Source organism: Thermogutta hypogea (genome assembly GCF_055386265.1).
Window position 1 is genome coordinate 2591365 of sequence record NZ_AP042425.1, and the last position, 23713, is coordinate 2615077.

Sequence of the window (23713 nt, forward strand, 5' to 3'; positions counted from 1 at the left end):
GGATGGACAGTCCACTATTAAGGTGCATCCCGCCGGTTTCGGAAACTCAACTAGCGAAGTCGCACCGCATATGTTACCATCCTGCCCCGAACGGACCAATCACGCAAGCGGCACCCCTGCGCGCGGTCGCCCCCCGCGGAGGGAGATTGCATCCTCATCCGCGGAAGGCGTCGACCAGAATAACCAACCCATGCGCTCGCGAGAAAGACTCCTGCAAAGGACGGCGTGTTGGACCGCCCTCGCGGCCTTCTGGCTGTCCGGTTGCAGTCTGGTTCAGCGCCACACGCGCCCGCTTCGGGAGCTGGAGGTCAGCCGCCAATTGACCCGCGAGGCCAATTTCGCCCTGGAACGCGGGGACCTCCAAGAGGCCGATCGACTCTTGGTCCAAGCCTTGAGGCAAAGCAGTACCGACGCCGAGGCTCGCGCACTCTATGGAGAAGTGTTGTGGCGGCTGGGCCGGCGCGAGGCGGCGCTGCAACAGTTGAAAACGGCCGTCCGGCAGGCGCCGGACCAGGCCCCCATCCACCTGCGATTGGCCGACAAGTATTTGGCCTCCGGCGACGCGGAGCTTGCCCAACGTCTCACGGAGACGGCCATCCGCCTCAGTCCCAACAGCAGCGCCGCGTGGCTCATGCACGGCAGGGTCTTACAGGCCCGAGGTCAGACCGCAGCCGCGATCAGTGCGTTGCAGCGTTGCCTCGATTTCAACCCCGAGGAGACGGAGGCCCTCGCCCGGCTGGCGGAATGTTACCAGGCCTGCGGACAACCGGATCGGGCCTTGGCGGAATGGCAGGTCGCCCTGGAAAAATGCCGCCCGGGACAAGAACCGGTCGAGTGGCTGGCGGCCGTCGCCCAAGTCTATCAATCGCTCGGTCGTCACGCCAATGCCGCGGAATACTACGCCCAAGCCGCGGAAAGAGGGAACGGCAACCCTGACCTCCTCGTTCAAGTCGCCCTGGCGCGTCTCCGGACGGGCGACCGCGTCGCCGCCCTCACCGCGTTGCATCAGGCCCTCGCGAACGATCCCCAAAATCCTGCCGCCAATAGCTTGCTTCAGCAATTGAGCGAGGACCGGGTGATCCTTACCTCCGGCGATGGACCGGCTTCCTCGACCATCATTTCAAATCCCTGAACGGAAGAGCCACGGGAACTGCTAAAACCGGTAGGGTCTTCGCCCGATTCGCGGGCCCGGAAATCCGCGGGGTTCGCACGGCGTGACCTGTTTGGCCCGTCGCGGGCGGCCATACCGTCGCAAGTCCTAACCGTAGTTTCGCCCCGGCCTCATCGAGGGACAACGGCGGGACCTACTCCTTTGACATTTCACGCCGCAGTCTCGTGCCGATAATGCAAGATAGGGAGCGATCCCGCCGTTAGCTTCGCGGTGTGTCGTCCGTCCGTGCGACGGACCGAGACTTGGGCACGAGGCGTACGCGAACATTGGAATCGAAACCGCCGCGGTCTGAAGGCCCCGAAAATGCAGCCCACCCGGCCAAACTGGCACAGGGTGGAAAGACCGCCGCGCGCCATCACAACGACTCCTCAAAGGAAACATCCCGCACCACCCAAATACCGCAGCCAACGCAGCCATCGCCAAGACCACAGACTTCCGTCCCGGAAAAGGGAGCTCGCCGAGTTTCGGATTCGGCCCGCAATGCGTCTTTCGCACCCATTGCCCCGCCTCAAGTCGGAATGCCGGTCGGCTCCCCGGCGGACGGCTTGGCACCGACATCAGCCACCGATTCGGCCGCCGAAAAACGGCCCGGTTCGCGCATCCACTGGGAGCTTCTCGGTCGCCCCTGGGCCAGTGCCGTCATCAGTGCCGTCGTCCATGCTCTGGCCGTGATCCTGCTAGCGATCATCACGATCCATATCCGGCAAGGATTGGGCGAGGTCTCGCTGGTTGCCGTGACCGAGTCACCCGGCCGGGTCGAAACGGCGGCCGAAGACCTGATTTTGGAAAGCCGGGACACGACGGACGAGTTGGTCAACCCGCGTTGGGATTCCTCGTCTTCGCAGCGCGACGTTGCCGACCTACTGGCTGTTACGGCCGATCAGACAACAGCCCCGGCCGCCGACGCCGTGATTACCGAGACCGGTTCCTTGCCGATCGATCCGCTCCGATCGTACAGCCGTCCGAGGGGCGGCGGGTTAGACGGTCGTTCACCGGAAAAACGGGCACAACTCGCCGCGGAAGCAGGCGGCACGCCCCAAAGCGAAGAAGCCGTGGAGCGCGGTTTGCGCTGGATTGCGGCTCACCAAAGCCCGGACGGCGGCTGGACCTTCGACCTGAAAAAGAGCTACTGTGCCGGCTTGTGCGCCAATGCCGGCACGGAGGCCAGCACCACGGCCGCCACGGGGCTGGCGCTGCTGCCCTTCCTGGGGGCGGGCTATACGCACACCCAAGGCGAGCACCGAGAAACCGTCCGCAAAGGCCTGTACTATTTGCTTCGTCGGGGTCGAACCACGCCGGAGGGTCTGGACCTGCGAGAGGGAACCATGTACGCCCAAGGGATCGCCGCCATCGCCCTTTGCGAGGCGTACGCCATGACGCACGACGAGGCGCTCCGCGATCCTGCTCAGTCGGCCATCCGCTTTATTCAGGCCGCCCAAGATCGCCGCGGCGGAGGCTGGCGTTACGCTCCGGGAGAACCCGGCGACACCACCGTCACCGGCTGGCAGTGGATGGCGCTGAAGAGCGGTCAATTGGCCGGCTTGGCGGTTTCGCGTTCCACGCTCTATGCCGCCGACCGCTTCCTCGACAGTGTCCAATCGGAAGGAGGCGCGCAGTACGGATACTTGACGCCCGAATCGCGGCGAGCAACGACGGCGGTGGGGCTTTTGTGCCGCATGTACGGCGGGTGGACGCGGGGACATCCCGCACTCGCCCGCGGCGTTTCCAATCTCGCGACGTGGGGCCCCTCCCCCGTGGACATCTATTACAACTACTATGCCACCCAAGTCCTACGGCATTGGGGCGGTTCGGACTGGAAATTCTGGAACCGCTCGATGCGCGACTACCTAGTTGCCACGCAAGCCGTGCAAGGCCACGAAAACGGAAGCTGGTACTTCGACGACGAACACAGCCGCGTCGGCGGCCGTTTGTACACGACGGCCATGGCGGTCATGATCTTGGAAGTCTATTACCGCTATCTGCCCCTCTACGGCGAGGAGGTCTTCCCGCCGTTTTGAGACCGCTTCGGCCCTTGCGCCGGACACAAGGCGACTTCCTCCAGAGGAAGCCTCCCTACCGCGACCGAGCCCGGAAGCAAAGCTCACGAGCCTAGCTTCTTCACGGCGTATTCGTGCGGTCGTTTGCGCAGCACCTGGGCCGAAATGATCTTGTCGGCCGGGGGTGCGTTGGGATCTTGCGGATCGCGATCCTGAAGCTTCTCCACCACGTCCATCCCCGAGATCACGCGACCGAAGACCGTGTGCTTCCCGTTGAGGTGCGGAGTAGGTGCGTAGGTGATGAAGAATTGCGAGCCGTTGGTATTGGGCCCGCTATTGGCCATGCTGAGGGCGCCGCGGTAATGGCGTCTGGCGTTGGGCGCGGCGCACTCATCGGCGAAGCGGTAGCCCGGGTCGCCCGTGCCGTCGCCCTTGGGGCAACCGCCTTGCGCCACGAAGCCGGGGATCACGCGATGGAAGGTCAACCCGTTATAGAACCCCTGCTCCACCAACTGCACGAAATTGGCCACGGTGTTCGGCGCTTCGTTCTCGAACAACTCCAGCACCACGTCCCCCTTGGAAGTTTTAAGGAGCACGCGGGGCAGATCGTCGGCCTGCGCCTCCGCCTCGCGAATCGCCTTTTCCTTGGGCCAATCGGCGCCGTACTCTTCCGCTGCTTTTTGAAAGTACTTCAATTCTTCCTCCTCGATACCGGCATCACTGAGTTTCTTGAAATAGATCCGCGCTTGCTCGAAGTCTTCCGTCGCAAAAGCCGCCTTCGCCAGCGCGAAATGGACGGGCGGCGTATCGACTCCCTTTTTCATCAACTTTTCACCGAGGGCCTTGGCCTGCTCAAACCGCCCGCTCTCCGCATGATCGACGGCCACGTCGCAAAGCAGGTCCACGATGTCGCCTTGGGTTTGCGGGGCCTCATCGAAGGCGGCTTCGGCGGCGGCGATCAATTTCGGCAAGGCGGCCTGCGCCTTCTCCACCCCGGCGTCATACTGCGCCCGCAGTTGGGCCATCTCGGCCGGACCGGCCGAGCGATACTTCAGCCTCAAGTCTTGCAGTTCGGCCAAGAGCGAGTTCCACTCCTGGAAGATCTTTTGGAATTCGGCATTTTTCGGACCGCCGGCGGGCGCAGAGGGCGCGGGTTGGGCGGCCGCTTGGGCCCATGCCGTACTCTCCGGCACGCCCCACCAAACCGTGCCCGTCACCAAAATCGAACACAACGCCGCTACGCGCAACACCAGTTCTTTCATGGGAAAAACAACCGTGATCCAAAGGAAGGAAAGCAAACGGCGCGACCGTCATCTCCCACATGAATCGGAGCGATCAGGCCGCGAACAACGCCACGCTATGCTCACGCTAACAAATATCTTCCCACGCGACCAGTCCCTGTCGCGCCGAATTGCTTTCTCCCCTCGCCTCGCCCGCATCGCGCCGGCCGGAAAAACGGACGACGCGTGGATCCACCTTTGCCGGGAGAAGTTCGCAACTCGCCGAACGCTCGGGCCTACGCTATAATCGCCAAGCATTGGCGGCCATCAGCGCGATTCGTTTTGGATGGGCCTCGCCGCGGAGTTTTCCCACCGCTACACGCCAAACGCAACATGACACCGTTAGGAGGAAGCATCGCATGCATCGGTTTCGCGAGATCAGCTCGGCCACGTGCAGACTTGTCCTACTGTTTCCATGGGCATTGCTGCTCGCTGCCATTGGAATGCCCACGCGGTGCTTGGCGGAGCCGGTCATCGTGGGAGTGGCCGATTTGCGGTGCGAGTACCGCGTCGATCCCCTCGGCATCGATCTGCCGCATCCGCGACTGAGCTGGCAGCTCGTCTCGCCGAGAAGAGGCGAAGTTCAGACCGCCTATCAGATTTTGGTCGCGTCTTCGCCATCCTTGCTGGCCGCCGATCAAGCCGATCTTTGGGACAGCGGTAAGGTCGAGTCCGACCGTTCCATCCAGGTGCCCTACGGAGGGAAACCTCTCCGCAGCGGTCAGGAATGTTACTGGAAGGTCCGCGTCTGGGATCGAGAAGGCCGACCTTCCGCATGGAGTCCCATCGCCCGCTGGACCGTCGGCTTGTTGTCTCCCGAAGATTGGAAAGGCAGATGGATCGGTAAAGACGAGTCGGAGACGGCATCCGGCCTGATCCGGGACGTAACATGGATCTGGCATGGCGACGATCCCAAGTCCCCGCCTCCCGGCAAACGATGGTTCCGCCGGGGCTTCCAACTTCCCGAGACGGCCGCTTGCCGCCAAGCCCGGCTTTGGGTGGCCGCCGACAACTTCGCCCAGATCTTCGTCAACGGCCGATCCGTCGGCCGTGCCAATAACTTTCGTGCCGCCGCCGATTTGGACGCCTTGGAGGCACTTCGCCCCGGCCGAAACGTCCTGGCGGTGGAAGTGGAGAACGCCGGCGACTCTCCCAACCCCGCCGGTCTCTTGGTCCGACTGAGCGTGGAGTTGGAAGACGGCCGCACCGTCCTCGTGGTCAGCGACGCGGACTGGAAGTCGTCCGCTCAATCGGCGGACGGCTGGCAGAACGCGGACTTCGATGACTCCGCATGGAAAACCGCCGCCGTCGTCGGACAGGCGGGCGCGGCACCTTGGGGTGAGGTCTCCGCTCCGGAAGCCGACAGCCGCCGTCTGCCCGCCCGTTGGCTCCGCAAGGAATTCTCGCTCGATAAGCCCGTGCGGCGGGCCGTGGCCCATATCTGCGGCCTGGGGCTTTCGGAACTCTATCTCAACGGCGAAAAGGTCGGTGACCACGTCCTCTCGCCCGGCTTGACGGAATACCCGAAGCGGGTGTTCTATGTGACGCACGATGTCACGCGGCAACTCCAACCGGGACAAAACGCCGTGGGCGTGGTTTTGGGAAACGGGCGTTACTTTGCCCCGCGCCTCCGCGAACCGACCCTGACCCAGACGTACGGCTTTCCCAAATTGCTGTTCCAAATGGATGTGGAATACGAAGACGGCACGCGGGAAAGCATCGTCAGCGACGCAACCTGGAAGCTGACCGCAGCCGGTCCGATCCTGGCGAACAATGAGTATGACGGCGAGGAGTACGACGCCGGACTGGAAATGCCCGGCTGGGACCGCCCCGGCTTCGACGACGAAAAATGGGAGCCGGCTCAACTCGTGGAACCGCCTGCCGGACGGCTCGTCGCCCAAAATATGGAGCCGATTCGCGTCACGGAAACGCTTCGGCCCAAGGCCGTCCGCGAAGTCCGCCCCGGCGTGTTCATCTTCGACATGGGCCAAAACATGGTGGGCTGGTGCCGGTTGCACGTGGAGGGGCCCCGCGGGCAAGTCGTCCAGCTTCGCTTCGCCGAAACGATCCGCGAGGACGGGTCGCTGTACCTCGATAACATCCGCGGAGCCAAGGTGACCGATCGGTACATTCTCAAGGGAACGGGGCGCGAAGTCTGGGAACCGCGGTTCACCTATCACGGTTTTCGCTACGTCGAAGTCACCGGCTACCCCGGTCGCCCGGAGCTCGACGCCATCGAAGGCCGCGTAGTCCACGACGACATGCCGATCGCGGGGGAATGGGCAAGCTCCAACGACTTGCTCAACCGCATCTACCGCAACGTATTCTGGGGGGTGAGAGGCAATTATCGCAGCATCCCCACCGATTGCCCGCAACGCGACGAGCGGCAGGGTTGGCTGGGCGACCGGTCGGCGGAATCCAAGGGCGAGACCTTCCTGTTCCTGAACGCCCCGCTGTACGCCAAGTGGCTGCAAGACATGGCGGACGCCCAGAAGGAAAATGGCAGCGTTCCCGACGTGGCCCCCTCCTACTGGCCGATCTATTCGGACAACGTCACTTGGCCCTCAAGCCTCATCATTATCCCGGGCACGCTGATCGATCAATTCGACGATCACGAGGCTTTGGCTCACGTTTACCCGGCCATGGTGCGATGGATGGACCACATGGCCGAGTTCTTGGAAGACGACATCATGCCGCGCGACCAATACGGCGACTGGTGCGTTCCCCCCGAGGCCCCTCACCTGATCCACTCCCAAGACCCCGCCCGGCAGACGGCCAAACCTGTTTTGGGTACGAGCTACTTCTATCACTGCGCTCGTCTGATGGCGGGTTACGCGCGGGTACTCGATCGCGCCGACGACGCCGCTCGATTCGACGCCCTGGCGGAGCGTTTGCAACGGGCATTCCAGCGTCGATTCCTGGCGCCCGAACGCGATCATTACGATAACGGCTCGCAGACCTCCAGCGTCCTTCCCTTGGCCTTCGGCCTGGCCCCGGAAGCCGATCGCCCCGCGATTTTCCGTCACCTGGAACGCAAGATCGTGGAAGAGACTCGGGAGCACGTGGGCACGGGCCTGATCGGCGGGCAGTGGCTGATGCGGACGCTGACGCGAAACGGGCGGGTCGATCTGGCCTACAAGCTGGCGACGCAAAAGACCTATCCCAGTTGGGGATACATGATCGAGAAGGACGCCACCACCATCTGGGAGTTGTGGAACGGCGACACCGCCGACCCGGCGATGAACTCCCACAATCACGTCATGCTCGTCGGCGACCTGGTCATCTGGATGTACGAACACCTCGCCGGGATCGCCGGCGACCCTGATCGGCCCGGTTTCAAACATGTCCTGATGCGGCCGGAGATGCCGGGCGACCTGGCTTGGGTGCGAGCCGTCCACCGCGGTCCCTACGGCCCGATCGTGAGCCATTGGCAGCGCGACCAAGGGCGATTCGAATGGGAGGTCGTGATTCCCCCCAACAGCTCGGCCACGCTTTGGGTGCCCGCCGGCAACGGCGAGCTTCTTGAAAGCGGTGAACCTATCGCGCAGCGCGACGGCATCCGATTCCTTCGCCGCGAAGGCGATCGCATCGTGTTGGAGATCGGGTCGGGCAGCTATCGGTTCCAATCGTCGCAAAACTCCGTGAGCCGCGCGACGCGGGACTCCGCCCGAGCCGATCAAGCGGATAACGTATCGGCATCCTATCAGTCCGGAGGGCAAGCCGCGACCCGCCGTTCTCTCCGCATCCTGCCCGCCGCTCTCGTCCTGGAAGAGGATAGCCGGCCTACCTCGCCCTCGGCGATCGGCCTGGGATGCCCGGATCCCGCGGTCATCGCCGACGAAAAAGGTGGCTATTGGATTTTTTCCACAGGCAATGGGATTCCGATTTGGTACTCCACAAACTTGAGAGAATGGAAATTGGTCGGTCGCGTGTTCGCGGAAGACGTACCCGGTTGGGCGAAAGAGCAGATCCCCGGCGCCCGCAACATCTGGGCCCCGGACATCCGGTACATGAACGGGAAGTACCACCTCTATTACTCGGTCTCGACGTTCGGCAGCCAGCGCTCGGTGATCGGGCTGGCCGTCAACGAGACGCTGGATCTCCAGTCGTCGAAGTACCGCTGGGAGGACCGCGGATTGGTGCTGGATTCGCGGCCCGGCCGGGACGACTTCAACGCCATCGACCCCGCCCTTTTTATCGACACCGACGGCGGAGCCTACCTGTTTTGGGGATCGTACTGGACGGGAATCAAGGCCGCGCCGATCGATCCGACGACGGGCAAGTTCCCCTCGGATGCACCGCAGATTACGGCCGTCGCCGCCCGGCCCTCAGCCAATCCGCCGGCCATCGAAGGGGCCTACGTCATTCACCATGACGGCTGGTACTACCTGTTCGTTTCCTACGACTCGTGTTGCGACGGCCTCCGCAGCACGTACAACATCCGCGTCGGACGCGCGAAGGCCGTACTGGGACCGTACGTCGATAGAGAAGGTCGGCCCATGCTGGAGGGCCACGCCACGCTCGTCTTGGAAAGCTCGCCACGGTGGCGAGGGACCGGCCACAACAGCTTTCTGAGCACGCCCCAAGGCGGCTGGCTGGTTCACGCCTGCTATGACGCCCAAGCCCCCCGCGAAGGCCGCATCCTCAACATCCGGCCCGTGCGGTGGGTTGACGGTTGGCCTACCGTGGGCGAACCGATCAACCGCCCCTAGTCGCACCTGTCGCAGCCGGAACCTCTCGGCAATTCCCGATCCCCATTCCGCCATCCGAACGGGGAAGACGGCCCGTTTTTGCAAAAAGATCACCGCACGTCGAGGACGGCGTCTGCGTCAACCAACTCCGCTCCCGCGGCTGCCATTTCGCGCAAGGCCTTTTCCACGTCGTCCGGCTGAAGTCCCACGCCGCGGCAGGCATCACGAATCACCGCCGCTCGGTAACCCAGCACCAAGGCGTCCAAGACGGTCCATTTGACGCAGTAATCGGTCGCCAATCCGCAAACGTACACCTGATTGACCCCCGATTGGCGCAAGAACTCGTGCAACCCGGTGCTGCGCCTTCGCTGATTGTCGAAAAAACCGCTATAGCTGTCGATCCGCGGGTCTGTGCCTTTGCGAAAGACGCGGACAAAGCGACCGGCATCCAATTGAGGGTGAAAAGCCGCTCCCGGGGAATCCTGCACGCAATGGACGGGCCAGAGAACCTGCGGCCCGTCCTCCAGCATCGCTATGTCGCCCGGCTGCTTTCCCGGATGATTGGCCGCGAAGCTGATGTGATTGAGGGGATGCCAGTCCTGCGTGGCCACCACGAGCGGGAAGCGCTCCGCCAGGCGATTGACTACGGGCACGATTTCATCTGCCTGGGGCACGGCCAACGCCCCGCCGCCGCAAAAATCGTTTTGCACATCCACCACAATCAGAGCCGCCGTGTTCGGGTTCATGCTTCCCAACGGGTATTCCGCCCGTCCTCCGCCCGCTTGAACCGCGTCCTCGATGCGTCTGATCCGCCACAATCGGGTACGAACTGCGTCTGCGGATTCCCAGCGACACCGCCCCCACTCGGCTTCATAGCCCAAAGCCCAGCCCGTCAAAGCCGAGCCTTTCCAACCTGCGATAGTTGGGGAGATTCCACCGACACCGCATGAGCGACGCCTGCTTGCCACCGCCACCTTTCGCGTGCCGAATGAGGCCGTAGCGCCGCAACCGCGTTAACAGCTCCTCCGTCTCCACCCGGCGGCCGAGAATGGCACGATAGACCCACGCCAGCGTCTCGGCCTCGAATTCCCCGGGCAGCAATTCCGCGCCGAAGGGACCGCTCCGCACGGTCCGTCGCAACGCCTGCCACGTTTCCCGCACGATGAGGTCGTGATCGAAGGCCAAAGCCGGCAGCCGACGAAGGGGGAACCAAGCCGCCGCCTCCGCATCGTCGCCCGCCGCAGGCGCATGCTCGTGTTTCCACACCACGGCCCGAAAGACCGCCGATATCGTGCGTCCGCGAGGGTCCCGGCCGGGATCTCCGTACACGCCGACGGGAATCATCCGCTGGGGAGTTATGCCCGTCTCCTCGACCAACTCGCGGCGTGCCGCGGTTTCCAGCCGCTCGTCGATCTCCACGAACCCGCCCGGCAAGGCATGGCAGCCGGCAAACGGCTCGCGGAGACGCCGAATCAGGAGCACGTTCAGCCCGGGAAAACGCCGCCTCCCAGCACACGCCGGAGGGCGAGGTATCCCGAACACCACGCAATCCACGCACACGGCGGGCCGAGGATATTCGTAGGTGAACGGCACGGAGTCAATCCCGTCTTGCTTCGGCGGCGCCGTCGGACAAATCCGCCACGACCCGTTTCAACTCTTCCAACTCGCGCTCGAATCCGCCGGAAAGGATGGGAAAACGGCACCAAGTCTTGGGATCGAGATTCTCGTCGTCCACATGGAAGGACGGTGCGTAACGTTCCCTTTTCCATTGATTGCGGCACCACAAGCGGAAGAATCGCTCCACCCAAACGCCCATTTGCGCCGAAGAGTATTCCGGAAAGTGTGCCCGCGCCAAATGGAAGACTTCCACCGGCGGCAGCTTGTCCAAGATCGAGGCCCGCTCGATGAAATCCAGCACGGGGTACGGCATCAAGTCGCCTTCGTCGGTCTGCCCCGAATCGCCGGGCCGCAATTCCGCCGTCGGGGCCAACCGATTCACCGCGGCCAGGGCGGGCACGGGATGCAATCCTTCCGGTCCCTGCCGTTCCAGCCATCGCAGCCATTCCCGCAGGTAAGTCTTGTTGATGCCTGCGATGGGGCTTAAGCTGCCGCAGGTGTCGCCGTCCATGGTGGCGTAACCGACCGCCGCCTCGGAGCGATTGCTGGTGGCCAAGAGCAGCGCTTTCTTGACATTGGCCAAGAGCCAAACGCCGGGGCCGCGCGCTCGGGCCTGGATGTTCTGCAACGCCAAATCGTCTTGTTCCCAAGTCAGCTTTCGCCCCAGCACTCCTTCAATCATCGACACGTAGCCGCGCACCAGCGCCTCCACGTCCACACAAGCCATGGACGCTCCCAACGAGCGGACCACTTCCTCGGCGGCCGCTCGGGTCGTCTCGCTGCTGTTGGCCGTGGCCTGGTACACGCAATGCACCAAACGGCTGATCCGTTCGGCGTGCGTCGCGGTCTGGCGCAAATCCGGAATATGGGCAAGGGCCCGGCAAAAGCCCTCGTGCCCCAACTCTTGATACGCAGCCTCGATCATCAAGCAGGCCAAACAGGCCACGGCGGAGGAATCGGCCCCGCCGCTAACGCTGACGACGAATCCGTGCGATCGGCTCTTGCGGAGATAATCGAACAGTCCCAGCATGATCGCCCGCGCGAACTCCTCTTCCTTGAGATGGGGGCCGCTCTCCCAAGCCGGGAGCTGGGGTGATGGCAGGTACGGCTCGATGCGGGGGAACTGCAAGGCCGCCGCCGGTTCCGCTCCCCCGGCGGAAAAGTCCGGTTCGAATCCGCCGTTCCGGGCCCGATTCATGCGGTTCACGGCGGTATCGAAAACCGCTCCCGTCACCAGCACCGGCCGGAAGGAAAAGCGCGGCCCGGCGGCCGCCAACCGCCCGCCCGTCCCGATCAACACGCCGCCGTCGTAGATGATGCGTCCGGCCTCGTTGCCCAACAAATTGGCGTACACATACGCCACATGGAAGGCCCGCGAACCCTCGGCCACGAAGCGCTTTCGTACATCGTACTTGCCGAAGGCGAAGTGGCTTGCACTGGGATTGAGGATGACGTCCACGCCCCGCCGCGCCATTTCACCGCCCGGCCGCTGCGCCACCCAGGCATCCTCGCAAATCTCGAAGCCCAGCCGCACCCCGCCCACGTCGAAAACCAAATCGCCGATGGGATAGTTTCGACCGCGGACGGCGACTTCGTCCCGCACGCCGCGCGGCCAAGGCTTGAACCACCGCGGCTCGTAATGCAATCCGCTGCCCGCCAAGTGCTGCTTGGGACGAAACCCCAAGATGCGCCCATCCACGATCAAGCAGGCCGTATTGAAAAGGGCCGTCTTGTGGTAAATGGGCATGCCCACCGAAACGGCGATCCCCTCCGTTTGCGGAACAATTTCCTCCAAGACGTCGAATACCGTCTCTTGGAGCTGCGTCCCGTGGAAGGCGTCCTCGCATCCATAGCCTGTGATGCAAAGTTCCGGCAGGCAAAGAATAGCGATGCCATCTTCCCGGGCAAGCCGAACGGCCTCCGTGATGTTGCGCGCGTTCCCGGCCCAATCCAACGGAGTCTGGTTGAGGGCCGCACCGCCGACCTTTACCCAAGTCATGGAATCTTCCTCCGTGCCATCGCCGCGGCGGCCCGTCTCCTGCGGCGCAACGCCTCGCTCAACACCACGGGATAACGATCGGGCCGCTCAAGGCGACGTACCCCCTCCGGCAAGCTTGCGAGTTGCGTCCGGGCATATTCGCGGATCGCCTCCAGCGAGCTTGAAGGCTGCACCGGTCGCCCCTCTTCCAACAGGGGAACGAGCAGGTCCTCCCCACGGCAATCGCCGCTGCGCAGCAAGTCCCGCGTCTCGACGCCGTTCCGGAAACGCCCGGCCGCGTCCGCCGCGTCCGACGGACCGTCGCGGCGGTCATAGATCACGTCGCAAACCGCCCGGTCTCCGGCGTAAAAACGGCGTACTTGCGGCAGCCCCGGCAGACTGCGTTTAACGCGATCGTTGGAGATCTTCGCCCGATCCTCCCATGCACCCTGCTCATCGGCGACTGCGGAGAGCTTGTAGACGACCGACAGGGCCGGTTCATCGAACGCCGTGACCAGTCGGGTTCCTACCCCCCAGGCGTTCACGCGGGCGCCCAGGGCCTTCAATTCGCGGATGCGATATTCGTCGAGGTCTCCCGACACCACTACCGCGGCATGGGCAAATCCGGCTTCTTCCAGACGCCGGCGGGCCTCGCGGCTCCACCCCGCCAGGTCCCCCGAATCCAATCGCACGCCCTGAATCGGAATTCCGTCCCGCCGCAATTCGTCGGCCGCGGCCAAAGCACGCGACAGGCCCGCCTCGGTATCGTACGTGTCCACGACGAAGATGCAGTTACCCGGCACGGCGCGACCGTAAGCCGTAAAGGCCTCCTTCTCGTCGTCAAAGGCCATCACCCAGCTATGGGCCATCGTTCCTCGCACGGGAATACCGAAGGCCTGTCCCGCGGCGACGTTGGACGTCCCGGCGCAGCCCGCGATGTAGGCCGCTCGCGACGCGGTCAATCCGGCATGCCACCCCTGAGCGCGACGCAGGCCGAACTCCACCACGGGATCGCCGTCGGCCGCACTGCATATCCGCACCGCTTTCGTCGCAACCAACGAGGGAAACCCCATCAGGTTGAGCAGCGCGGTTTCAACCAACTGGGCCTGCAATAAGGGACCCTCCACTTGCAGGATCGGTTCATTGGCGAAAACAACGGTCCCCTCGCGGACCGCGCGTACGTCGCACCGGAATTGCATTCGCACCAAAAACTGCAAGAATTCCGGCTGAAACAACGGGCGACCGTCGCCGCTCCGCAACGAAGCCAGGTACTCGGCATCCTGCTCGGAAAACCCAAACTGCGTCAGGAAATTTTGCACCGACTCCTGCCCGCAGGCGAGAGCGAACCCGCCGCGAAAGGGGTTGCGGCGAAAAAACAGGTTGAACACGGCCCGGCGTTCGGACCACCCCATCAGCCAATAGCCCTGCGCCATCAACAGCTCGTAAAGGTCCGTCGCCATGGCCGGGGGGGGAATGCCTCCGCCGTGGCGATCCCGAAATTCCCATTGACTTGACGGAACAGGTTGCGTCATGAGGCGTAATCCACGCAAGGTACCTCTTTACACAGCACCACAGGGCTATCCTTGCAACGTGCGCTTTGCTTGCACAATTCTAAAGCAAACCGGCAGGAGCGAGAGAGTACCTCGCCCATCGAATCGCCAAAATCACCGTCTTGCCCCACGATCATCGCGGCAGTACAATTGACAGAGCCAAATGATCACTTTCTTGATAATATCGCTAACTATTTGAAATCGGTTCGCTTCGGCATCCGCTTGGGCCGAACGCGTGGTCGAATTATCGACGCCCGTTGCCACCCCCAGGCACCCGATGTGACAATAGTTGGTTTCAGGTTGCTGCTTTTATCGTTGTATGACGGCATCGATGCTCCGCATCCCGGCGCGGTTTGGTCGTCAAGCGCCAACCATTGCGCGGAACGCGGGTATCGGTTGCGGTCCGAAGTCCCGGCAAGTGCCGCCCTTCGTCACGCTTTATCACGAAAAGATCGGACACATTCAAGACTTAACACATCCCTTGGAATCTCCCCATGAGTGAGAAATCGAAACGTAGCCGTGTGGAAGAGTTGAAAGAAGCCAGCCGCTACCTTCGCGGAAAATTGCCGGAGGAATTGGCCAACGATCAGCCCGCCTTCACGGAGGACACCGCACAAATCCTCAAACACCACGGATCCTACCAGCAGGACGATCGCGACCTCCGCAAGGCGAAAGGCCCCGACGGGAAGCCGCTCGGCAAGGCGTATTCGATGATGGTACGGGTCAAGGTGCCCGGCGGAAGGTTGACGTGGCAGCAGCTCCTCGCGCAACTCGATATCTGCGATGAACTCGGTAACGCCACCGCCCGCATCACCGACCGGCAGGATCTCCAGTTGCACGGGGTCGTGAAGGGACACCTCCGCGAAACGATTCGGCGCATCAACGAAATCCAGTTGACCACGCTGGGGGCCTGCGGCGACGTGGTGCGAAACGTCATGGCTTGTCCCGCTCCGCTTCATCACGACGGAGTTCGGGAAGAATTGCAGAAGGCGGCCCTGGAGATCACGCGACATCTGCTCCCGCGGACCCGCGCGTACCACGAAATTTGGCTTACCGACCCGGATACCGGCGAAAAGGTACGCGTGGACGAAGAACCGCAATCGCCCGCCGGAGAGGTGGAGCCGATCTACGGGACGACGTACCTCCCCCGCAAATTCAAATTCGCCCTGGGGCTGCCCGACGATAATTGTGTGGATGTTTATACGAATGATGTGGGACTTCTGGCCGTCGCCGAGCGGGGACGAGTTACCGGCTACAATGTCCTGGTGGGCGGAAGCTTGGGTGTAACGCCCAGCAACAAGCGGACGTTTCCCGCCCTGGCTCAACCTCTGGCCTACATCCCGCCCGAAAAATTGATCCCCGTTGCCGAGGCGATCGTCAAGGTACAGCGGGATTTCGGAGATCGCACCGATCGAAAACGGGCCAGGCTCAAGTACTTGATCGCGGATCGTGGGCTGGATTGGTTTCGGGCGAAGGTAATCGAATACCTGGGTGAGGAATTGGCTCCGCCTCTGCCCATCCAAGTCACCGATCACGACGACCACATCGGTTGGTTCGCGCAGGGCGACGGCAAGTGGTTCTACGGTCTCAACGTAGAGAACGGGCGGATCCTGGATCGCGACGGTTTCCGGCTCAAATCGGCGCTCCGCGCAATATGCAACCGACTGCAACCCGGGATCCGGTTCACCGCCCACCAGAGCATCCTATTCTGCGATTTGGAGGAAAGCGATCGGCCCGTGTTGGAGGAGATTCTCCGCCGGCACGGGGTCCCGCTGAGCGAGACGATTTCGACGGTGCGGCGGTGGTCGATGGCCTGCGTCGCCTTACCCACCTGCCCCTTGGCCGTCACCGAAAGCGAGCGCGTGCTGCCGGCTTTGATGGATCACTTGGAGCGGGAATTGGCGGCCCTGGGACTACAGGATGAGCGATTCACGGTGCGCATGACGGGATGCCCCAACGGCTGTGCCCGGCCCTACAACGCCGATATCGGTCTGGTGGGCAAGACGCTCAACAAGTACACGATCTTTCTAGGCGGCCGCGTGCAGGGCGACCGCCTCGCCCAGATTTACCTGGATGTCATACCCCTGGAAGCCGTCGTGCCGACTCTTGTACCCGTCTTCCGACTCTTCGCCGCGCATCGATTCCCCGACGAATCATTCGGCGATTTTTGCCACCGCTTCGGCATGGACGCGATCCGTGCGGCTTGCGCCCCCAACGAAACGATTGAGGCGGCGGCGACGGAAACGGCGACCGAATGCGAGTCGTGACCCGCGATTCCGATCCGGCGGCGGCCGCCTGCCCCGAGTGTACGATGGAGAAGGCGTCGGGATCACGGTCTGGCGCGGTTTGAACTCGGCGGCCTCGGTCTGCGTAAGGATCGCACCGCTTTAACCGCTTGACGGCGATCCGGACGACCCTTTTTCCTGGGTGTCGCCGCTCGCCGCGGCAAGCAGTGAGATCAACCGGGATCCTACGGGCGCAAGGCGACGATTCATGTCTTACCGTTTGCAGTGCGAATGCGGCCGCGAGCTTTTCGTGAATCTTCACCAAGCCGGCAGCGAAGTACGTTGCCAATGCGGTCGTACCCTGCTGGTGCCTTCGCGGCGGGCCTTGCAATCGCAAGACTCGGCCGCCGAAGACATCGCGGGAGATGAAGCGGAAGAACCCAACCCCGCGGTCGTCTGGACGCGCCGGTTTCGCGCCTTGGGTGTCGCGATTTTGCTCATCGCCCTGGCGGGAGCCGTCCTGCTTTTCTTCACCCGACCCGAGAAGCCGACGATCCTCGGCTGGCCGCCGGCCAACACCTACCGATTTTTCCGTGCGCTGCAAAGCGGTATCGACGCTCCGCTGTTCAATATCGAGGCCGATTACTTGAAGCGTCTGCAGTTCCACACGGCCATGCTCCGCGTCAACCTTCTGCTGGGGGTGATCGGCTTTCTCTTGGCCGGTGCAGCAAGTCTGGCCCTGTGGCTCGAACAACGTTCCGCCGGCCGGCAAGAGGAAACGGGAGGGACGGACCCTGCGGAGAAAGACGCCGCGAGTTAACGTTGGTGCCGGACTTCCGGACCGCCGATTACTGAGGACTCGCCCGATCCCGACAGATCGGCACCGCGCTTCGCCCATTCTTTCGCAGCGGTTCGAAATGCTATCGCCTTGAGACGCCGTCCCCCGGGCGTGGCGACGAATCGTAGATCGTCCAAACGGGAATCTCGCGGCGGAGTTTATCCAGATATTCCACGATCTTTTCCTTCTCCCGCTGCTCCTGGAGTTTCTCGCGGATTTCAGGTTGGGCTTCCTCGAACGGAATGCGCCGGGCATCCTCGCGTTGGCGAACCCGCACGATGTGGAAACCGCTTTCATCCTCCAAGATGGGGCTGAGTTGTCCCACCGGCAGCCGAAAAAGGGCCTCTTCGAGTACGTGCGAGCGAAGACTCCCCTGCACGGTCCACTCGCGAATGCCGCCCTGAGCCGCGGTCGGGCCCTCGGAACCGTTTCTCGCCACATCCTCGAAAGGCTCGCCGGACAGCACGCGATTCCCCAAGACCGCCAGCAAGTCTCTGGATTGGGCATCGCTGCGATCCGGCCGCTTGCGGATCATGAGTTGCTCCCACAGGACCCTACCGGGGCGTTCAAACTCAGCAAGATGCGTGCGATAGTATTCCAGCAGCTCCTCCGGATCGACGGCCGTCACCTGTTTGGGCTTTTCGCCGCGTTGCTGCTGAAGCCATTGCCTGGCGATTACGCTCTCGATGAACGCGGTCTTCTCTTGTTCCAGAGAACTGCCCAGGGACTGCAATTGCTGCTCCAATTGCTGCCGGGAGTTCAGCCCCAGAGACTTCAACCGCCGCGGGACTTCGCGCTCTTCGAATTCCTTGCCCAACTCTTCCCGAAAACGGTTGAGGGCCTCGGGCGGGATGCTCCGGGCCGCGTCTTGATAGATCAGCTTGGCCTCCAGACGGCGGCGGAGCAATTGCTTCATGATCATTTGCTTGTAGCGTTCTTCCTCTCCGGGAGGAATGCGATCCTTCATCTCTTCCAGGATTTCATTGGCCGCGCCGAGCAGCTCGCCCGCCAAAATCACCTCCGAGCCGACTCGTGCCAGGAGCGTCGCCCTTTCGTACGGCACATAAGCCAGGGATGGCGGTTCCGTGGATAAAGCGAAACGGTCATCTTGCGGGGCGGCGTCTCCGCTCGCTGTGACCGCGGAAACGGGCGGCGGTGCTGCGCCGTCCGCGGCTGTGAAGGCTGCCGTACCCACGATCGGGCTTCCCGCGACGGGATCGGCATTCCATGATTGGACTTCGGAAGCCGCACGACCGGGGCCGCTCGGGCTGTGCGCGCCGCGCGAGACCATTCCCGCCCCCGGCATGCCGCCGGCGGCCGCCGGCGGCGCTACGGAAGGAGTCGGCGCGGAAGCAGGAGGATACGCCGGTTGCCGCCAAGGCGGATCGGGGCGAGATGTCGCCGGATAGAGCACCGCTCCGCCGACGTCAGCCGGTTCCTCCATGGGGGCTTCAAAAACGACCTCGGGTACTTCGGCATCGCGTTCCCCGATCCACGAGGGGGCCGGGGCGGGAAGGCTTCCGCCCAAGGATCCCGCAGGGGTTCCCCCCGACGGGGATGATGCGCCCGACGAAGGCGGAATCGCATCATCGAACCGGGGAGGCCAGCTCGGGCGCCGCCAAGTGAAACCGGACTCCGCGCGGCGGTACGGGCTGAGCGACAAATTAGCGCCTTCGCCGACCCGTGGGTTGGCATCGGCCACAACGCCGCCGCTCTCCGCGGCACGTGCGGCGGCGAAGAGTCGCGGCAGGCAGCGAACGGCCCAATCAGGCGCTTGACCGCCTCGCCCCAGGATGCGCAAGCCCAGTCCCGTTGCGATCAAAATGCCTGCCAGTAGTATGCCTCGGATTCCACGCACGCCGGAACTCTTCCTGAATTTTGGTCAACGGCCGGGGTTTCTAAGCCGCGCTTGTCGATCTTGTTAGCCGCACGGTCGGTGCGATCGTCCTACCAAAGCGCAGATCGTCATCGACCGACGGAACTCCGCAGGCACCGATTCTGGGCGGGAGTATAAATTCGTCGGCCCCAACGCGCCAATGGCGAATCCCCTCATTCGCCGAACCTCCGCGAGCCGTCCCCATCCGAATGCGAGCACCGAACCACGCTCGAAATCCCCCCTTCTGTATTGACTTCGCCTCCACGTGATTGCTAGAATCCCCAATGTCTCGGGAGGGGATCGGATCGTCCCTAGAACGGCGGACAAGGAATGCAAGTCCGACGTACCGAATCAGGCTGGGAAATCGATGCTCCAGCCAAACTGAATCTCTTCTTGGAAGTGGTCCGCCGCCGCTCCGACGGCTATCACGATATTGAGACTCTTGTCTATCCGATCGATCTTTTCGATACCTTGGTTTTCCGGCGGATTCCCGAGCCGAGGATCGAGTTGACGGTGCGATGGGCAACGCACCATGCATTTTCGGGAGCCGCAACATTGGGGCATGTTCCGGCTGATGCGACCAATTTGGTGTATCGCGCGGTTCAGCGGGTTCGAGAATCAGCGGGCATCTCCGACGGGCTGCGCGTCGATATCTACAAGCGGATTCCCTCCGGCGCCGGGCTGGGAGGCGGATCCTCCGACGCCGCCGCCGCCCTCCTCGGCGCATGCTTGACGTGGGGGTTGAATCACGATCTACTACCGTTACCCGATTGGGCGGCGGAACTCGGCAGCGACGTTCCGGCATTCCTCCAAGCCGGGCCGTGCGTTTGCCGTGGACGGGGAGAACGCGTCACGCCGGTAGCGGGCGCTGGCCGTTGGCACGCCGTCGTCGTTCGGCCGCGTTTCGGCTTGTCCACGGCGGAAGTGTATCGGGCATGTCGGCCGCCTCGACAACCGCGAAACGTCGAAGACTGCTTGAACGCCCTCGCGAGGGGCGAAACATGGCGCATGGCTACGAGCCTTTTCAACCGCTTGCAAGAGGCCGCGGAGAGTCTGGCTCCGCAACTCGTCGATCTGCGTCGCCGCCTGGAGAGCGAAGGGGCATGGGCGGCACGAATGACGGGGAGCGGCTCCTGCTGCTTCGGGCTGTTTTCTCATCGGGCATCGGCTTGGGCGGCCGCTCGTCGCTTGCAGGCTGACCCTGATTTCGCCGCCGTTTTTGCCGTCCAGGGTTACTCCTAGTGCTCTCGGAGGAAGGGAGGTCGGCCGTGAAGATCACCGAGATTCGCATCAAGCTCATGGACGAACCGGGGGAACGCCTCAAGGCCTTCTGCTCCATCACCTTCGACGATAGCTTCGTGGTTCGAGATCTGAAGATCATCGACGGAGCCGGCGGTTTATTCGTCGCCATGCCCAGCCGCAAGCTGACGGCTCGCTGTCCCGCCTGCCGCACCAAGAATCACCTGCGAGCACAGTATTGCAGCCACTGCGGCATTCGGCTTAAGGAACAGCCGGTGGCCAAGGATGAGGAAGGACGGGCCAAACTCTACGCCGACATCGCCCATCCCATCAACCCCAAGTGCCGGGAAATGATTCAGTCGCGGGTCCTTCAGGCCTACGAAAAAGAAAAGGCGCGGTCCATGCTGCCCGGCTACGTCCCTTCGTACGACGACTACGACGAGGATCGCACCGCCGAGGCGGCCGAGCCGATCTCGCGACCGGAATCGCAGCATAAGGCCCACGCCGATGAACAAGCGGTTCCCCCGCCGCCGCACAAGCCGCCCGAAACCATTCCGCAACACCGGCGCGAAGGTGATTTGGGGGCCGAAAGCTTCTCATCGTAACGAGATGGTTTCACGGCAATTGCGCGGGGTCCCAGTCGTGTACGGTCTCGATCAGGGCTAGGACGTTCTCCACCGGCGTGGAGGGCAATACGCCGTGGCCGAGATTGAAGATATGGCCGGGTCGGCCGCGCGTCTCGGCCAATACCTCGCGCGCCCGGCGCCGCACGACCTCTTCCGGTCCGAGTAGCACGGCGGGATCCAGGTTCCCTTGAATCCCCCGATCCTCGCCGATCATCGCCCACGCCTCGGACAACCGAATGCGCCAATCGACGCCGATGATGCCCCCCCCCGCCTCCGCCTGGAGCGGAATCAGGGCGGGATTTCCGGTCGCGAAATGAATCACCGGGACCTCAGCCGGCAAGGCCGCCAGCAAACGCTGCGTGTGCCGCAACACGTAGCATCGATAGTCGTCGGCGGAGAGGCACCCCACCCAACTGTCGAAAACCTGCAAGGCTTGCACGCCGGACTCGCATTGGGCGATCAGATAGCGGGCGACGGATCGCTCCAACTTGCCGAGCAAATCGTCCCAGGCCTCGGGGTGGGAATACATGAAACGCTTCACGTTTTCGAAAGATCGCGAAGTGCGTCCCTCGATGGCGTAGGCGGCCAGAGTGAAGGGAGCGCCCGCGAATCCGATCAGCGGCATTGCGTCGGGTAGGCCGGCCCGTGTGCGGCGGACGGTCTCCCAAACGAAGTCCAGCGAGTCCATGTCTTCCCATTCCCGAAACCGAGCCACGTCCCTCGGCTCCCGGATGGGATTGCGCAAGGTCGGCCCTTCATCCGCCCCGAAACGGAGCTCCAACCCCATCGGCTCCAGGATCAGCAACAAATCGGAAAAGAGGATCGCCGCATCCACCGGCAGTTGCTCGACGGTGAGCAACATGACTTGAGACGCCAAACGAGGATCGCGGCACAATTGCAGGAAAGACACCTGCTCCCGAATGCGCCGATATTCCGGCAGGTAGCGTCCGGCCTGCCGCATCAACCAGATCGGCACGCGGTCGACGGGTTCCCGGCGGGCGGCCTTCATGAAACGACTGTCAAGCCAGGCGGGGGCAGCCATCGTCGCCCTTTTCCCTCCATTTCCCGGGGCCGCGGATCCCACGCCGCCGGACCGACTTGCGGTTCCGGCCGATGCCGTCTGCCGAGTTCGGCTCGCCGGCGGCCCATGATCGTATCATACCTCCCGGAATTCCCTCGGGATAGAACGCCGGATCCACGATCGTAAATCGGTACGACGCGAGACGCTTCCTTCGAGACGCCGCGTCCCGCAAAGCGTCAAGAAAAGGCTGTCGCCCACGGGCCTTGCGGCTCGTGGGCGACACGCCCGTTTTCCTCTGAAGCTCACCGGCCTTGATCTTGGTCAAGGACCGGGGCGCGAGTTACGGATCACGCATCCGGAGTCGGAGCCGCAGGCAACGGGGCCGCGCCGTTCGAAGGGGCGGCGGCGGGAGCGGATTGCACACCGCAACCGCAGTCGCTGACCGGGGCGCACGCGCCGCACTTGGGCCGCGGGCCGAACACGTTCTTCAGGAAGTTCAACACCGGACGATCGCAGGACCGGCAGCTCGGCTCGCAGGCCGGCTCGGCACAAGCCGGTTCACAAGCCGGCTTTTCGCAAGCAGGCTCGCAAGCGGCCGGGCCGCAGGCGTTGCATTCGCCCACCGACGCGATCTTACGGAGGAGGTTCCGAACAGGCTGCGGATTGCATTTCGGCGCACCGCAGGCCGGTTCGCAAGCAGGCTGCTCGCAAGCCGGTTCGCAAGCCGGTTTCTCGCAGGCAGGCTCGCAAGCGGCCGGGCCGCAGGCGTTGCATTCGCCCACCGACGCGATCTTGCGGACCAGAGCCCGAACAGGCTGCGGACGGCATTTCGCGCAGCCGCAAGCCGGTTCGCAAGCCGGCTCGGGGGTCACGCACTTGGCCGGTTCGCAGGCCGGAACTTCGCATGCCGGCGCACAGCGACGGCTGGCAAACAAGTCCTTCAGTCCCGCAAACAGATCGCAGCGGTGCCGCGGTGCGCACACGTCGCAGGCCGGCTCGCAAGCGGCCTCGCAAGCCGGCTTGGCGCACGCCGCGCAGCCCTCATCCAAACTCACCATGCGGCCGATGAGATCGGCTCCCTGGCTTCGGCCGCAAAGCATGGCGCTGACCATCAGCGCCCCAAGCAGCAGTTTCGTCTTCATTGAGCGTTCACTCCTGTACATCTAGGGGGGACGTGGTGTTCCATTCTGTCGGCCCCAACCCGAGCTCCGCACACGGCCGTTGCGCGACGCGCTCCTGATCGGTCAGTGGGTTCTCCCATGGGTTAGAACCGACTGGGATGGATTAGGGTCACAGAGCGGGAAACACCCACGTCTCTCCAACCCGATCGACGTCAGAGCCGTCGGACCAATCCATGATCCGATGAGAACCCTCGGCCATCTGACGCGTGCGAGACGGTACGTGTTGCAACCGCTTTCGACCGCTCGCGTAGGTGCCTCAGTTACCGTCATCGGCATTCCAATCGAATCCCCTTGAAGGTACGTAAGTGCTTTCCAACAAAAGGTTTAGTATTCCGTAAAGGCGATCTTTTCCGCCGCCAAAACCTAGGCATGATCGGCAATTTGTAACGCATCAAAGCACGACGAAAACGGCCGTATCGGCCA

General features: G+C 63.2%; 15 protein-coding genes. 7 read left to right on the forward strand and 8 right to left on the reverse strand.

Features of this window, described 5'->3' with window-relative positions; all coding sequences use genetic code 11:
* The first annotated feature begins 190 nt into the window (after positions 1-190).
* Positions 191-1132: a tetratricopeptide repeat protein gene (locus tag ACZ5B4_RS09355; RefSeq protein WP_464910960.1), complete on the forward strand. Its 942-nt coding sequence runs from the start codon at positions 191-193 to the stop codon at positions 1130-1132.
* 584 nt (positions 1133-1716) lie between these two features.
* Entirely contained in the window at positions 1717-3189 is a 1473-nt protein-coding gene (locus ACZ5B4_RS09360) for a prenyltransferase/squalene oxidase repeat-containing protein (RefSeq protein ID WP_464910961.1), read from the forward strand.
* A gap of 83 nt (positions 3190-3272) precedes the next feature.
* Here ACZ5B4_RS09360 and ACZ5B4_RS09365 read toward each other — a convergent pair whose 3' ends face one another.
* Positions 3273-4430 (reverse strand): peptidylprolyl isomerase, encoded by a 1158-nt coding sequence (locus ACZ5B4_RS09365; RefSeq protein WP_464910962.1) that lies wholly within the window; start codon positions 4428-4430, stop codon positions 3273-3275.
* A gap of 377 nt (positions 4431-4807) precedes the next feature.
* Between ACZ5B4_RS09365 and ACZ5B4_RS09370 the strand changes: the two genes are divergently transcribed.
* A complete protein-coding gene (locus ACZ5B4_RS09370) occupies positions 4808-9160 on the forward strand; it encodes a family 78 glycoside hydrolase catalytic domain (RefSeq protein ID WP_464910963.1) in 4353 nt (1450 codons plus the stop codon).
* Positions 9161-9249: 89 nt separating this feature from the next.
* Here ACZ5B4_RS09370 and pncA read toward each other — a convergent pair whose 3' ends face one another.
* Genes pncA through ACZ5B4_RS09390 form a run of 4 tightly spaced genes read right to left on the reverse strand, consistent with a single transcriptional unit; the run spans position 9250 to position 14266 of the window.
* Positions 9250-10035: a bifunctional nicotinamidase/pyrazinamidase gene (gene pncA, locus ACZ5B4_RS09375; RefSeq protein WP_464910964.1), complete on the reverse strand. Its 786-nt coding sequence runs from the start codon at positions 10033-10035 to the stop codon at positions 9250-9252.
* Positions 10010-10732: an NUDIX domain-containing protein gene (locus ACZ5B4_RS09380; RefSeq protein ID WP_464910965.1), complete on the reverse strand. Its 723-nt coding sequence runs from the start codon at positions 10730-10732 to the stop codon at positions 10010-10012. Before ACZ5B4_RS09380 ends, pncA begins: the two co-directional genes overlap by 26 nt.
* Positions 10733-10736: 4 nt before the next feature.
* Positions 10737-12755, reverse strand: a complete 2019-nt coding sequence (gene nadE / locus ACZ5B4_RS09385; protein ID WP_464910966.1) for an NAD(+) synthase — start codon at positions 12753-12755, stop codon at positions 10737-10739.
* Positions 12752-14266: a nicotinate phosphoribosyltransferase gene (locus tag ACZ5B4_RS09390; protein WP_464910967.1), complete on the reverse strand. Its 1515-nt coding sequence runs from the start codon at positions 14264-14266 to the stop codon at positions 12752-12754. Before ACZ5B4_RS09390 ends, nadE begins: the two co-directional genes overlap by 4 nt.
* 512 nt (positions 14267-14778) lie before the next feature.
* On the opposite strand from ACZ5B4_RS09390, the gene ACZ5B4_RS09395 reads away from it, so the two are divergent.
* Together ACZ5B4_RS09395 and ACZ5B4_RS09400 are read left to right on the forward strand one after the other, a co-directional pair.
* Entirely contained in the window at positions 14779-16551 is a 1773-nt protein-coding gene (locus ACZ5B4_RS09395; RefSeq protein WP_464910968.1) for an NADPH-dependent assimilatory sulfite reductase hemoprotein subunit, read from the forward strand.
* Positions 16552-16777: 226 nt separating this feature from the next.
* The gene (locus ACZ5B4_RS09400) at positions 16778-17329 is read left to right on the forward strand and encodes a hypothetical protein (RefSeq protein WP_464910969.1); all 552 of its coding nucleotides are present in this window, start codon (positions 16778-16780) and stop codon (positions 17327-17329) included.
* A 100-nt stretch (positions 17330-17429) separates the two neighbouring features.
* Here ACZ5B4_RS09400 and ACZ5B4_RS09405 read toward each other — a convergent pair whose 3' ends face one another.
* On the reverse strand, positions 17430-19205 hold the full coding sequence (locus ACZ5B4_RS09405; protein WP_464910970.1) for a peptidylprolyl isomerase: 1776 nt from the start codon (positions 19203-19205) through the stop codon (positions 17430-17432).
* Positions 19206-19553: 348 nt separating this feature from the next.
* Here ACZ5B4_RS09405 and ispE point away from each other — a divergent pair, with 348 nt between their 5' ends.
* Together ispE and ACZ5B4_RS09415 are read left to right on the forward strand one after the other, a co-directional pair.
* Positions 19554-20465 carry a 4-(cytidine 5'-diphospho)-2-C-methyl-D-erythritol kinase gene (gene ispE / locus ACZ5B4_RS09410; protein WP_464910971.1) on the forward strand — a complete coding sequence of 304 codons (912 nt, stop codon included), beginning with the start codon at positions 19554-19556 and terminating at the stop codon, positions 20463-20465.
* 26 nt (positions 20466-20491) lie between these two features.
* Positions 20492-21067, forward strand: coding sequence for a SpoVG family protein (locus tag ACZ5B4_RS09415; RefSeq protein ID WP_464910972.1), 576 nt, complete (start codon positions 20492-20494; stop codon positions 21065-21067).
* A 10-nt stretch (positions 21068-21077) separates the two neighbouring features.
* On the opposite strand, the gene hemE is transcribed toward ACZ5B4_RS09415, so the two are convergent.
* A complete protein-coding gene (gene hemE, locus ACZ5B4_RS09420) occupies positions 21078-22130 on the reverse strand; it encodes a uroporphyrinogen decarboxylase (RefSeq protein WP_464910973.1) in 1053 nt (350 codons plus the stop codon).
* A gap of 326 nt (positions 22131-22456) precedes the next feature.
* Complete coding sequence (locus tag ACZ5B4_RS09425; RefSeq protein WP_464910974.1) at positions 22457-23251, reverse strand: hypothetical protein; 795 nt, start codon at positions 23249-23251, stop codon at positions 22457-22459.
* Between the last annotated feature and the right edge of the window lie 462 nt (positions 23252-23713).